Source organism: Nocardia nova, from assembly GCF_002933465.1.
GTDB classification, from domain to species: Bacteria; Actinomycetota; Actinomycetes; order Mycobacteriales; family Mycobacteriaceae; genus Nocardia; species Nocardia nova_B.
Window position 1 is genome coordinate 317,833 of the sequence record NZ_PSZE01000001.1, and the last position, 13,304, is coordinate 331,136.

13 protein-coding genes are annotated in these 13,304 nt (G+C 68.3%); 4 read left to right on the top strand and 9 right to left on the bottom strand.

Going from position 1 to position 13,304, the window contains the following annotated elements:
* The first annotated feature begins 230 nt into the window (after window positions 1-230).
* Entirely contained in the window at window positions 231-1,421 is a 1,191-nt protein-coding gene (locus C5E41_RS01305; protein WP_104374182.1) for a Glu/Leu/Phe/Val family dehydrogenase, read from the top strand.
* Between the two features lie 34 nt (window positions 1,422-1,455).
* Here C5E41_RS01305 and purQ read toward each other — a convergent pair whose 3' ends face one another.
* Window positions 1,456-2,142 (bottom strand): phosphoribosylformylglycinamidine synthase subunit PurQ, encoded by a 687-nt coding sequence (purQ, locus tag C5E41_RS01310; RefSeq protein ID WP_104373984.1) that lies wholly within the window; start codon window positions 2,140-2,142, stop codon window positions 1,456-1,458.
* On the bottom strand, window positions 2,139-2,375 hold the full coding sequence (gene purS / locus C5E41_RS01315; RefSeq protein WP_030517414.1) for a phosphoribosylformylglycinamidine synthase subunit PurS: 237 nt from the start codon (window positions 2,373-2,375) through the stop codon (window positions 2,139-2,141). Before purS ends, purQ begins: the two co-directional genes overlap by 4 nt.
* A 195-nt stretch (window positions 2,376-2,570) precedes the next feature.
* Here purS and C5E41_RS01320 point away from each other — a divergent pair, with 195 nt between their 5' ends.
* The gene (locus C5E41_RS01320) at window positions 2,571-3,215 is read left to right on the top strand and encodes an MBL fold metallo-hydrolase (protein ID WP_104373985.1); all 645 of its coding nucleotides are present in this window, start codon (window positions 2,571-2,573) and stop codon (window positions 3,213-3,215) included.
* Window positions 3,216-3,243: 28 nt separating this feature from the next.
* Here C5E41_RS01320 and C5E41_RS01325 read toward each other — a convergent pair whose 3' ends face one another.
* On the bottom strand, window positions 3,244-4,614 hold the full coding sequence (locus C5E41_RS01325) for a dipeptidase (RefSeq protein WP_104373986.1): 1,371 nt from the start codon (window positions 4,612-4,614) through the stop codon (window positions 3,244-3,246).
* A 162-nt stretch (window positions 4,615-4,776) separates the two neighbouring features.
* Here C5E41_RS01325 and C5E41_RS01330 point away from each other — a divergent pair, with 162 nt between their 5' ends.
* On the top strand, window positions 4,777-6,222 hold the full coding sequence (locus C5E41_RS01330) for a glutamate decarboxylase (protein ID WP_104373987.1): 1,446 nt from the start codon (window positions 4,777-4,779) through the stop codon (window positions 6,220-6,222).
* 12 nt (window positions 6,223-6,234) lie between these two features.
* Here C5E41_RS01330 and C5E41_RS01335 read toward each other — a convergent pair whose 3' ends face one another.
* The 3 genes from C5E41_RS01335 to C5E41_RS01345 all read right to left on the bottom strand — a co-directional run bounded on the left by C5E41_RS01335 (window position 6,235) and on the right by C5E41_RS01345 (window position 9,549).
* Complete coding sequence (locus tag C5E41_RS01335; protein WP_104373988.1) at window positions 6,235-6,954, bottom strand: DUF2334 domain-containing protein; 720 nt, start codon at window positions 6,952-6,954, stop codon at window positions 6,235-6,237.
* Window positions 6,955-7,059: 105 nt separating this feature from the next.
* Window positions 7,060-9,237, bottom strand: coding sequence for a S9 family peptidase (locus C5E41_RS01340; protein ID WP_104374183.1), 2,178 nt, complete (start codon window positions 9,235-9,237; stop codon window positions 7,060-7,062).
* Between the two features lie 99 nt (window positions 9,238-9,336).
* Complete coding sequence (locus C5E41_RS01345; RefSeq protein WP_146097434.1) at window positions 9,337-9,549, bottom strand: hypothetical protein; 213 nt, start codon at window positions 9,547-9,549, stop codon at window positions 9,337-9,339.
* A 310-nt stretch (window positions 9,550-9,859) separates the two neighbouring features.
* Here C5E41_RS01345 and C5E41_RS01350 point away from each other — a divergent pair, with 310 nt between their 5' ends.
* On the top strand, window positions 9,860-10,084 hold the full coding sequence (locus tag C5E41_RS01350; protein WP_223273481.1) for a DUF397 domain-containing protein: 225 nt from the start codon (window positions 9,860-9,862) through the stop codon (window positions 10,082-10,084).
* Between the two features lie 103 nt (window positions 10,085-10,187).
* Here C5E41_RS01350 and C5E41_RS01355 read toward each other — a convergent pair whose 3' ends face one another.
* From C5E41_RS01355 to purB, 3 genes are all read right to left on the bottom strand, one after another.
* On the bottom strand, window positions 10,188-11,147 hold the full coding sequence (locus tag C5E41_RS01355; RefSeq protein WP_104373990.1) for an alpha/beta hydrolase: 960 nt from the start codon (window positions 11,145-11,147) through the stop codon (window positions 10,188-10,190).
* A 118-nt stretch (window positions 11,148-11,265) separates the two neighbouring features.
* The gene (locus tag C5E41_RS01360; RefSeq protein WP_104374184.1) at window positions 11,266-11,736 is read right to left on the bottom strand and encodes an HIT family protein; all 471 of its coding nucleotides are present in this window, start codon (window positions 11,734-11,736) and stop codon (window positions 11,266-11,268) included.
* 131 nt (window positions 11,737-11,867) lie between these two features.
* On the bottom strand, window positions 11,868-13,301 hold the full coding sequence (purB, locus tag C5E41_RS01365) for an adenylosuccinate lyase (protein WP_104373991.1): 1,434 nt from the start codon (window positions 13,299-13,301) through the stop codon (window positions 11,868-11,870).
* Between the last annotated feature and the right edge of the window lie 3 nt (window positions 13,302-13,304).

Consider the following 13,304-nt stretch of genomic DNA (forward strand, 5'->3'; position numbering starts at 1 on the left):
GCAGAAACACTGAACACGGCCGTGAACGAACCGTAAATAGACGTGTGACCGGGCAGGACGCAGGCTGGTGACAGCGAATCACCAGCCGGGACGACGAGGTCCGGACGCCGACCGTCGCGCGACTCGACGTTCCCCGCGGGTGGTGGTCGGCCATCCGAACGCGAAGGAGGTAGTTCGCCGTGACGACGATCCACAACCCGGCCGAGGACACCGCACCGACCGTCCCGGCGGTGCCCGCGACCGTCCCGGTCACCCCCGCGATCCGCCCCGAGCCGTATCTGCGGCTGCAGTGGACCGATTCGGACACCGGCGCCGTCGGCTACCTCGTCGTCCACACCCTGCGCGGCGGCCTGGCCACCGGGGGCACCCGCATGCGGGCCGGCTGCACGCTGAGCGAGGTGGAGGATCTGGCGCGCGGAATGGCCGCCAAGACCGCGACCTTCGACCTGCCGATCGGCGGCGCGAAGGGCGGCATCGACTTCGACCCGAAACACCCCCGGGCCATCGAGGTGCTGGAGCGATTCTGCGAGGCCATGCGCCCGTGGATCGACGCGCACTGGGTGACCGCGGAGGACCTGGGCGTCCCGCAACATCTGATCGACGAGGTCTTCGAGAAGCTGGGTCTGGGGCAGAGCTATCACGCCGCGATCCGCCGCGCCGCGAACCCGCCCGCCACCCTGGAGCGGGTCCGCAACGGACTGAACGCGGCGGTCGAGGGCGGTTTCCTGCTCGGTGATGTGATCGGCGGTTACGGCGTCGCGCACGCGTGCCTCGCCACGGCCGTCTCCTGGGGCCGGAGGCCGGCCGAGACGACGGTCGCGATCCAGGGAGTCGGCACCATGGGCGGCGCGGCGGCCTACTACCTGCACGAGGCGGGTATGCGCGTGACCACCGTGGCCGATGCCGCCGGTGCCCTGTACCGCGCCGGCGGACTCGACATCCCGGCGCTACTGGAGTTGCGCGACGACTACGGCGAAATCGACCGCTCCCGACTGCCCGAAGATGTGGAGCAACTGCCACGCGCGGCGGTCCTGTCCGCCGATGTCGACATCCTGGTACCCGCGGCCATCTCGTACGCGATCACCCCGGACAACTCGTTCGACGTGCGCGCCCGTGTCGTCGTCGAGGCCGCCAACGCCGCCACCACACCGGAGGCGGAGGCCATGCTCGCCGCCCGTGGCGTTGCGGTGCTGCCGGACTTCGTCGCCAATGCCGGTGCGGTCGCCTGGGCGTGGTGGCTGCTGCTCGGTGAGGTCGACGAGGTGCCGGATACCTCCTTCGATCGCCTGCGCACCACCATGCACACCAAGGTCGCGCAGTTGCTGTCCGCCTGGACCGACCACGGCATCACCCCGCGTGATACCGGCCGACGCTGGGCGGACGCCCCGGTGCCGATCACCGCGGCGGTCGTGATCCCCTGAGCGACAGGCCGATCAGACGGTGGTGACAGGCCGATCAGGCCGTGGCGACGAGGCTGTCGAGGACCGACAGGAAGATCCCCAGCCCGTCGTCACTCGGCCCGGTCAGCGGTTCGGTGGCGTGTTCGGGGTGCGGCATGAGACCGACGACGCGGCCGTTCGGGGAGGCGATGCCGGCGATATCGCGCTGCGAACCGTTGGGGTTGCCGCCCACGTAGCGGAAGACCACCCGGCCCTCGCCCTCGAGTTCGTCGAGCACGGCCGGTGAGGCCTGGTAGCGGCCCTCGGCGTTCTTCACCGGGACCAGGATCTGCGCGCCCGCTTCGTAGCGCGAGGACCACGCCGTCGCGGTGGACTCCACCCGCAGCCACTGATCGCGGCAGACGAAGTGCAGGCCCTCGTTGCGGGTCAGCGCGCCCGGCAGCAGTCCGGCCTCGCACAGCACCTGGAAACCGTTGCAGATTCCCAGCACCGGCATACCCTTGCCGGCGGCCTCGAGGACTTTGCCCATCACGGGCGCGAACCGGGCGATGGCACCGGCGCGCAGATAGTCGCCATAGGAGAATCCGCCCGGCACCACCACCGCGTCGACACCCTTGAGGTCGGCGTCGGCGTGCCACAGGCTCACCGCTTCGGCGCCGGCCAACCGGACCGCGCGCGCCGCGTCGACGTCGTCGAGCGTGCCGGGGAAGGTGATGACACCGATTCGCGCAGAGCTGGTCACGGCAGCCGCACCACTTTCCAGTCCTCGATCACCGTGTTGGCGAGCAGGGCCTCGGCGATCTTCTCGAGCTCCGCATCGCTGACGCTGTCGTCGATGTCGAGTTCGAACCGCTTGCCCTGCCGCACATCCGACACACCCGGGAAACCCAGGCGTCCGAGCGCGCCGGCGATGGCCTGACCCTGCGGATCCAGGATCTCGGCCTTCGGCATCACCTCGACCACAACTCGTGCCACGCGTTGCTCCTCAAGCTGGTGGGGGGGATTACCACAACAGCTTAATCGGGGCTGCTCGCGGGCGCCCCGCCGGGCCGCAGCACCTGCGAGAGACGTCACAGCGCCTGTCGGCCGGCCTCCGCGTGGCCCCTCCGTGGTTACGCAGGCTGCCGCCTCCGGGTCCCCGCTGCGGCCGGAGGCGATAGCGTGAAGCCCATGCGCATCGCCCACTTCGGTCATTCCTGCGTTCTCGTCGAATTGAACGGCGCGAAGATCCTGTTCGATCCGGGCACTTTCTCGCACGGATTCGAAGGCATCACGGGACTCGACGCGATCGCGATCACCCATCAGCATCCCGACCACATCGATCCGAACCGGATCGAGGCCCTGGTCGACGCGAATCCGAGCGCGCGCCTGCTCAGCGATCCGCAGACCGCACAGCAGCGCGGTGAACCGTGGCAGGCCGTGCACGCGGGCAATATCGTCACCATCGGCGATCTGCAGATCACCGGGGGCGGCGGCAAGCACGCGGTGATCCATCCGGAGCTGCCGGTCGTAGACAACACCGTCTTCCAGCTCGGCACCGCCGACGATCCGGCGCAGTTCGTTCACCCGGGCGATTCGCTGTGGGTGCCGCCGGTATCGGTCGGAGTGCTGGCGGTGCCCGCGGTCGCGCCGTGGATGAAGATCAGCGAAGCGGTGGACTATCTGCGCGCCGTGGCTCCGCGCACCGCCGTCCCGATCCATTACGGCATCATCGCGCCGGAGGCACAGGGCATCTACTTCGGCCGCCTGTCCGAAATGCGCCCGGCCGATACCGAATTCGCACTCATCGAGCCGGAGGACGACAAGACCTTCTAGCGGGCGCGCCCCGCGAAGCCGCGGCCCCTCACCGCGAATACGAGGCCAGGAACAGTGCCTCCGCCAGCGCCACGTGCTCGATCTCGCTGGGATCGACACTTTCGTTCGGGGCGTGGATCAGGCATTTCGGCTCCTCGACGCCGAGCAGCATGATCTCGGCGTCGGGATAGGTTTCGGCGAAGACGTTGCACAGCGGAATCGAGCCGCCCTGCCCCTGCAGGGTGGCGGTGCGTCCGTACGCGGCGGCGAAGGCGTCCTCCATCGCCAGCCGCGCCGGGCCGCCGGTACCGGACCGGAACGGCGCCCCGGTGCCCTCGGTCTCGACCCGAACGCGCGCACCCCACGGCGTATGCGATTCGATATGTGCGGTAAGGGCTTTCAGGGCCGGAGCCGGATCGACCCCGGGCGGGATCCGCAGATTCAACCGGGCCCGTGCGCTGGGCTGGACGGCCGCCGCCGACCCCACCACCGGCGGGACATCGATGCCCAGCACGGTCAAAGCCGGCCGGGCCCAGAGCATGTCCGAGACGGTGCCGCTGCCCAACACCTGCACGCCGTCGAGGATGCCGGCATCGACGCGGAACTGCTCGACCGGATAGTGCGCGCCGTCCCAGATCTGATCGGCCGGCAACCCGGCGACCGTGGTGTTCCCGTGCTCGTCTCGCAGCGTCGCGAGCAGCTGGATCAGCGCGGCGACGGCATCGGGGGCCGCCCCGCCGAACATGCCGGAATGCAATGGACCGGACAGGGTTTCGACCGTGACGAGCACATTCACGTTTCCGCGCAGGGTCTGGGTGAAGGTCGGCAGGCCCACCGCGAAATTGCCGCAGTCACCGATCAGCAGCGCGTCGGCGCGCAACAGGTCCGCGTGCTGCGGAACGAACTCCTCCAGACCGCCGGTGCCCTGTTCCTCCGAGCCCTCGCAGACCAGCGTGATCCCGACCGGATACCCCTTGTCTCCCAGCGAGTTCCGCAGTGCCCGCAGGGCGGTCAGATGGACGACGATATTGCCCTTGCAGTCGGCCGCGCCGCGCCCGTACCAGCGGCCGTCACGCTCGGTGAGCTCCCACACCGGAGTCTCCCAGGCCGCCTCGTCGACCGGCGGCTGCACGTCGTAATGGCTGTACAGCAGCACCGTAGGGGCTCCGGCCGGAGCCGGGTACCGGGCCACGACCGCCTCGCTGCCGTCGGGCGTCTCGTGCAGGCCGACGTCGGTGAGACCGAGGTCGGCGAAGGCGTCGGCGACCCACCGCGCCGCCCGATGACATTCTTCCGGCGGAAACTGCCGCGCATCGGCCACGGACCGATACGAAACCAACTGGGCCAGATCGGCTTTCGCCTGCGGCATCAGCGCCCGCACCTGTTCGCGCAGGGCCGCCGTCCGAGAATCGTCGGTCATGTCGACCAACCTAACCCTCTTCCGGGACCGGCCGCATCGGCGTCGGGCGCGGCACGGCATAGAATTCGCCCGATTTCCCCCGTCCGTTCGCGACCGACCCGCCACCGCAGCGGGCATGATGAGGGAGAGCTCGACCGGGATCCGACCACCGGAGAGGACGAGATGGCTGCATCATCGGAATCCGACGACCTGTTCGCGATGCCCGATCTGGACCGCGGCGCACCCAAACACCACTTCCCGCACCGCGAGATGCCGGCCCCTGAGGCCTATCAGATCGTGCACGACGAGCTGATGCTCGACGGCGTGTCGCGGATGAATCTGGCCACCTTCTGCACCACCTGGATCGACGATCACGCTCGTCGGCTGATGGCGCAGAGCCTGGCCAAGAACATCGTCGACAAGGACGAATATCCGCAGACCGCCGAGCTCGAGCGCCGGTGCGTGCACATGGTCGCCGACCTGTGGCACTGTCCCGATCCCGGCTCGACGCGCGGCACCTCCACCATCGGGTCCAGTGAGGCGGCGATGCTCGGCGGGCTGGCCGCGAAGACGCGCTGGCGCAAGAACGGCGGACAGGGCATCCCCAATTTCGTCTGCGGCCCGGTACAGGTGTGCTGGGAGAAGTTCGCGCGCTATTTCGACGTTGAGATCCGGCAGGTACCGCTGCGCGGCAACCGCTATACGCTCGAGCCGGATGACATTGCCGCACACTGCGATTCGAATACGATCATGGTCGTCGCGACGATGGGCCAGACCTTCACCGGACTGTTCGAGGACGTCGCCGCGATGAGCGCGGCCCTAGACGATGTCCAGGCCCGCACCGGCCTGGACATCCCACTGCACATCGACGCCGCCAGCGGCGGATTCCTGGCCCCGTTCACGGCGCCGCATTTGGTGTGGGACTTCCGGCTCGAGCGGGTGAAGTCGATCAACGCCTCCGGACACAAAACCGGCCTGGCCCCGCTGGGCGCCGGCTGGGCGCTCTGGCGCACGGCCGCCGACCTTCCGGAGGAACTGGTATTCGACGTCGACTACCTCGGCGGCAGTATGGCCACCTTCAACCTGAATTTCTCCCGCCCCGGCGGCCAGGCGATCACCCAGTACTACGACTTCATCCGGCTCGGCCGCACGGGTTACACCCGGCTGCAATCGGCGATCTACCGGGTCGCCGAACATCTGGCCCACGGCCTCACCGAGACCGGCTTGTTCGAGATGATCCACGACGGCACGCCCACCCGCGGAATCAGCGCGGTGTCGTGGCGGCTGCGCGAAGATCCCGGCTTCAACCTGTACGACCTGTCCGAACGCCTGCGCGCGCGGGGCTGGCTGATCGCCGCCTATCCGCTACCGGCCGATCGGCAGGACGAGACGATCATGCGAGCGGTCGTCCGGCACGGCTTCACCCACGATATGGCCGATCTGCTGCTGGCCGATATCGACCGCTGCGTCGATCAGCTGAAGAAGCATCCGCTGTCCACCTCGCTCACCCGCAAGGAGGCCGGCGGCTTCACCCACGATGCCACCGCCGCGGTATCGGATGAGGCAATCGTCACGGCGGTGCGGGATATGCGGCGCGTGTCCGGGGACGACCCGGCGGAGATGCGCTGACGTCGAGCGAGCTCATGCCGCGTGCGGCATGGCGTACGGTTCCCACCGGTAGACGTCCGGAACCGCCTCGTGGAACAGCGCCAGATCGACCGCGTCGAGCATGGCCTGATGGGGACCGGGCCGGGAGAGCTGCGCCGCCGAGACGGCCAGTCGCAGCGTTCCCCCGCGTCGCGCGATGCGGGCCGCGCTCATGATCAGCGCGTGGCACCACCACGGTTCGGCCCGGAAACCCTCACCGACGCCGTGCACCCAGCAGCGCTGTGCCGTGTCCCGTTCCAGGTCGTGGATGGCGGTCAATCCCAGCGCCAGACGGAAACCGACCTCGGGCAGGGCGGCGACGGCGCCCTCGGAGGCCGTCCAGCGCGGGGCGGCGAACAGCCGGGTGCGCAGGCCGATCTGTTCCATCACCCGGTCGGCGGCGGTGAGGCGCAGGCGTGCTTCGTGCTTGGGCAGCGCGGCGAATTCGGCGCGGCGACGTTTGGTCGCGGCCTGGTCGTAGCCGTGCAGCACGATCGCGTCACCGGCCGCGCGCCGGTCTCGCAGCCACTGCTGGGTTTGTGGATCCTCCGTGAGCCGGTATTTCCCCTTCAACCGCGGCGCCACCAGCAGCGACAGCCGTACCCCACGGCCGTCCATCTCCGCGGCGAAGGCGCGCGCCTGTTCCAGTGTGGTGTCGCGAATACCCGACACCGAGACGATCAGCTGCCCGAACCCCCGGTCGTTGCCGCTCATGCCTCCACTGTGCGCGCGGCAGGTGTCGGCCCCGTGCAGCCGAAGTGACGCCCCGACGAATTCCCGGAGCGACCACCCGGCCGCAGCGTCGGCTACCGGCAGCCCTCAGCCGACCTCGCCGAGACCGACCCGATCGAGCACCCAGGCGTATTCGAAGGCGACTTCCTTCCACTTCTCGTAGCGGCCGCTGACGCCCCCGTGCCCGGCGCTCATCTCGGTCTTCAGCAGGAGCTGGGAGTCACCGGTCTTCGTGGCCCGCAGCGCGGCGACCCACTTCGCGGGCTCGACATAGAGCACGCGGGTGTCGTTGAGGCTGGTGATCGCCAGGATCGCCGGATAGTCCACGGCCGCCACGTTCTCGTACGGCGAATAGGACTTCATATAGGCGTAGACCTCCGGATCTTCCAGCGGGTTACCCCACTCGTCCCATTCGATGACCGTCAGGGGCAGCGACGGGTCCAGGATCGAGGTGAGCGGATCCACGAACGGCACATTGGCGAGAATGCCCGCGAACAGTTCGGGCGCCAGATTGGCCACCGCCCCCATCAGCAGCCCGCCCGCGCTGCCACCGTCGGCCACCAGCACCTGCGGCGTGGTGACGCCGGTGTCGACGAGATGCCGTGCGCAGGAGACGAAATCGGTGAAGGTGTTCTTCTTGGTGAGCGTCTTGCCGTTCTCGTACCACAGCCGGCCCATCTCGCCACCGCCCCGCACATGGGCGACCGCGAACACCATGCCGCGGTCGAGCAGCGACAACCGCGACACCGAGAAACCCGGATCGATACTGGCCTCGTAGGACCCGTACCCGTAGAGCAGCAACGGTTTCGGACCCGCGCCCTCGCTGTCACGGCGGCGCACCACCGAGATCGGAATCCGGGTGCCGTCGGCCGCGGTCGCCCAGTCCCGATGCTGCACATAGTCGTCCGGGTCGTAGCCGCCGAGCACCTGCTGCTGTTTGCGCAGCATCAGTTCACCGGTGGCGGGCACGTAGTCGAAGACCTGCATCGGGGTGATGAACGAGGTCACGCCCAGCCGCAGCGTCGGCTGCGCCCATTCCGGATTGGAGCCCACGCCGGCGGAGAACAGTTCCAGGCCGAATTCCAGTTCGCGCAGCTCGCCGTAGCCGTCGGACGTCAACGGCCATACCGCGACTCGCGGCAGGGCCTCGCGCCGATACGAGAGCACGAGATGGTCGCGGAAGCAGTCGACGTCCTCGAGCCGCACATCGTCACGATGACCGATCAGCATGGTCATCGCGGCCGGATCGTCCACCGGCGCCTCGGTGAGCACGAAATTCTCGGCCTTCACACCGTCGACCACGTCGTTGTGCAGGATCAGCAGCCGGTCCTGCCCGCCGATCACCGCGTGTTCGGCCGAATACTCCACACCCTCGCGGCGCGGCAGCAGCACCCGGAATTCGCCCTCGGGATCGTCGGATTCGAGGATCCAGCCCTCGGTGGTGATCTTCGACCCGGCCCAGATCATCAGATACTTCTCGGAGCGGGTGGCGCCGATGCTGACCCAGTAGCGCTCGTCGGGCTCGTGGAACACCGTGACGTCGTCGGACTGCGCGGTGCCGAGGCGGTGCCGCCACACGGTGTCGGGCCGCCAGGATTCGTCGACGGTCTGATAGAACACGTGGGTTCCGTCCAGCGACCACGTCGCCCCCGGCGCGGTGCCCGGAATTTCGTCGCCTAGCAGCTCGCCGCTGCGTAAATCCTTGAACCGCAGCACATATCGCTCATCACCGACGGTATCGGTGGAATAGGCCAGCAGCGTGCCGTCGTGGCTGATCGAATAGGCGCCGAGGGCGAAGAAATCGTGCCCCTCGGCCAGCACGTTGCTGTCGAGCAGAATCTCCTCACCGGGAATCTCGATATCGATGTCGAGTTGCGGCGGAGTCCAGTCGTCGACATCGGTGATCGGGCAGCGGCAGTGCATGCCGTACTGCTTGCCTTCGAAACTGCGCGAGTAGTACCAGTACTCCCCCAGCCGCGCCGGGACCGACATATCGGTCTCCTGGGTGCGCGATTTGATCTCGTCGAAGATGCGCGCGCGCAGCGGAGCCAAGTGGGCGGTCTGCGCGTCGGTGTAGGCGTTCTCGGCCTCGAGATGGGCGATGACCTCGGGATCGTCCTTGTCCCGCAGCCATTCGTAGGGATCGACGAAGGTGTCACCATGACGGACGCGTTCGGCCGGGACCTGTTTGGCCACCGGCGGGGTCACCGCCGCCGCGGCGTCGCCGGCATTCTGGATGGTTCCGGTACCACTGTCGAGAGCCATGGTGACCACCGTAATCGCGGTGGGCCGGCCCGGGCGCGCACCCCCACACCCGCCGACACGAACGTATCGGCGAGGACGGGAGTGCGAGCTCGGCCCGCGTTACCCCAGGCCGGTGGTCCGCGGCGCGGGCCGGCGCACGTCACGCCCGTTGCCGCGGGCCGAACGACGAGATTCCATCAGGAAGAACAGTGCGGCTTTGCGGCGCGGGCATTGATCGGTGGGACAGCTGCTGTGACTGTGCAGGATGTTGTGCGCCTGCTCGACGGTGAGGTGCCGGGGCACCACCGCGCAACTGTCGAAGACGGGTGCCATGCGGTGCTCCATCCTTGTCGTCTCTTCAGTGCGGCAGGGCACGCCCTCTCGGTCTCTTGACCAGTCGACGCCCTCCAACTGCCACAATGAACGGGGTTTCCGATCAGGTTGCGCCGTAAACCAGCGGTGTTGCCGGAACGAGTAGACGAATGCCACATTTCGCAGGTCGGCATACGGTGTGATCCCGGCCATCCCCCCTGCGCGCGGATTCGGAAACCACGCCGGTGCGGCGGCTTCCGACCGCCTACTCTCGAGGACGGCAGCGCCCGCACGGATCCCGCGGGCGATCACATCGATGCAGGAGCACAGGTTGGAAGCGAAGAATCGCGAGATCGAACCCGGGGCGGTCTGGCAGCGCAGCGGCGACGGGGAGGGTGGTGTCGAGGTGGCCTTCCTGGCCAGCGGCAATATCGGGCTGCGTGATGCCAAGAATCCGGACGGGCCGGCGCTGATCTTCACTCCCGGCGAGTGGCGGGCGTTCGTCGCCGGCGCCAAGGACGGCGAATTCAACCGCCCCGGAGCGCAACCGCACTGAATCGCCATACGACACCGAACCGCGACACACCGGCCCTCCGGGTCTCATCCGGTCGGCGCGGGTCCTCCCGGCCCGCGCCGATCGCAGGTTCGGCACCCGGCGATCAGGCCCCGATCGCCGCGCCGATTGTCGGCCACGACGCGTGCAGATAGTCCTGCCAATACGACCAGGAATGCGTCCCCACCGGACTGCGGTCGACCCTGGCCGGGATGCGCATGCCGCGCAGCCGCTGCTCGAAGGCGGTGACGCAGACGTCCACGCCGGCCTCGATCGGCCCGCCCAGGACGATGTTCTCCGGCAGCTGCGGTTTGATCTCGGTCTCGTGCGGACCCGGGATACCGGTGCCGGTGGACAGGTAGACGGTCTTGCCGCGCAGTCGATTCGCCAGCAGCGCCGGATCGTGGGCGCCCCATTCCGGACTTCCGGGCGCACCCCACATATCGAACGGATTGCCGCCACGATTGGCGATCGAGAACATGATCGCCCCCTGTGCGATACCCAGATCCGGGCACGCACTATAGCCCGCCACAGCCTCGTACAGCTCCGGGTGGCGAACGGCCAGGACGAACGCCGCGATGCCGCCCATCGACAGGCCACCGATCGCGTTCACGCCGTTGCCGGAGAACGTGGCGTCGATGATGGGCGGAAGTTCGCGCGTCAGGAAGGTCTCCCACCGGTAGCGGCCGAAATGCGGATCGTCGCGCTGCCAGTCGGTGTAGTAACTCGCCTGCCCGCCCATCGGCAGCACGACGTTGACGTTCTTACCGCGAAAGAAGGGTTCGGCATCGGTGGCATTGGTCCAGGTGCTCTGCTGCACACCGGGATCGAGCCCGTCGAGCAGATAGTACGAGGGCCGCGCACCCCCACCGGCCGGATGCAGCACCTCAACCTGGATAGTGCGTCCCATGGCTGGGGAATCGACGACCAGCGCCGTCCGGGTCGGGCTCATATCATTTGCATCGACCACACGTGCCGCCGATGCGCGTGGCTGTGAGCCCATCCAGGGACCGAAGACGCCCAGTCCGACTGTCAGCACAACCGCAGCAACGAATGAACGTCGCATGTCCCCACCTCCGTCAACCCACCACAACTGCTACTTAAAGTAACGCACACTCTGGCGCCGCGCGGAGCTTTCGACCTCCTGGCGTTTCCTCAGCAAACCGCCCGGTACGCAGCAGGACTCAGGTGAGCCACCGCTTTCCGTCCGGTGCGCTCGCGGCATTCGGTTGCGCCCGCCCGACCGCGCCCCGGATCGAGGCGGCCAGATAGTCCAGGTCCGCACGCGGCGGGGTCGTCGCGCGATTGCGCAGCCCGAAGCCGTCGCCGGGTGTGCGCGGAATGACGTGCAGATGGACGTGGAAGACCTCCTGCCCGGCCGTAACGCCATCTGCCAGAAAGAGATTCACCCCGTCACAGCGCACCTCGGACTGCCGCAGCGCGGCCGCCAGACGCTGAGCGACCTGAAAAAGCTTGCCGCCGATCATCGGATCCAGTTCGTCCAGGCTGCGCGCCGGAACCTTCGGAATCACCAGCAGATGGCCGGGTGTCATGGGACGGATGTCCATGAAGGCGAGAACGTCGTCGTCCTCGTAGACCTTGGACGAGGGCGCCCGTCCGGCGACGATGTCGGCGAAGATCGTATAGGGGTCCATATCCGGCAACCCTAGTCGCCGATTTCGCCTGCGCCGCCGCACCATTCGCACGGCGCCGAACATGCGCGAGGCCACCGTGCGAACGGCGGCGCCGGGCGGTTTCGGTGCCGCGACCATCGGTCCGGCGGCGGTTACAGAATCGGCGAGGGGGTGTAGCGAGCGGCCTCGGGATTCGCGTCGATCAGCTTCTGCACCTGCGCCACCACATCGCTCACCTGCGCCTCCGCGGCACCGATGAACGCCGTCCGATCGGCCAGCGCGGCCTCGAGTCCGGCCCGGTCCAGCGGCATCCGGTCGTCGGCCGCGAGGCGGTCCAGCAGATCCGGTTCGCGCCCCTGCTCCCGCATGGCCAGCGCCACCGCGACCGCGTGCTCCTTGATGACCTCGTGCGCACTCTCGCGCCCGACCCCGGCCCGCACCGCCGCCATCAGGATGCGGGTGGTGGCCAGGAAAGGCAGATAGCGGTTGAGCTCCCGGTCGATCACGGCCGGGTACGCGCCGAATTCGCCCAGGACGGTCAGGAAGGTCTCCATCATGCCGTCGATGGCGAAGAACGCGTCCGGCAGCGCGACCCGGCGCACCACGGAACAGAACACATCGCCCTCGTTCCACTGCGCGCCCGCCAGTTCGGCCGCCATCGAGCCGTAGCCGCGCAGCACCACCTGCAGACCGTTGACGCGCTCGCACGAGCGGGTGTTCATCTTGTGCGGCATCGCCGAACTGCCGACCTGCCCGGGCTGGAAACCCTCGGTGACCAGTTCGTGCCCGGCCATCAGCCGCACCGTGTGCGCGAACGACGAAGGGCCCGCGCCCAATTGGACCAGCGCGGAGATCACGTCGTGGTCCAGAGAGCGGGGATAGACCTGGCCGACGCTGGTCAGCACGGTCGCGAAGCCCAGATGCCGGGCGACCTTCTGCTCCAGCTGGGCGAGCTTGGCGGCGTCGCCGTCGAACAGATCGAGCATGTCCTGGGCGGTGCCCATCGGCCCCTTGATGCCGCGCAGCGGATACCGGTCGATCAGCTCACGCACCCGGTGCAGGGCGAGCAGCACCTCGTCGGCCGCGCCCGCGAACCGCTTGCCCAGGGTGGTCGCCTGCGCCGCCACATTGTGCGAACGACCGGCCATCACCAGCGACTGGTACTCGGCGGCCCGCTCCGCCAGCCGCGCGGCGACCGCGACGCCGTGTTCGTAGACGTGTTCCAGCGAGAGCCGAATCTGCAGCTGTTCCACGTTCTCGGTCAGATCCCGGCTGGTCATGCCCTTGTGGATCTGCTCGTGCCCGGCGAGGGCATTGAACTCCTCGATGCGCGCCTTCACATCGTGGCGGGTGATCCGCTCGCGTTCGGCGATCGAGGCCAGGTCGACCTCGCCCAGCACCCGCTCGTAATCCTCGAGGACATCGGGGGTGACCGCCTCGGTACCGGCGGCGCCGAGTTCGGTCTGGGCCCGCAGCACCTCGAGCCACAGCCGGCGCTCCAGCACGATCTTGTTCTCGGGCGACCACAACTGCACCAGCTGCGGGCTCGCGTACCGGGTGGCGAGGACGTTCGGGACAAGACTCACGAA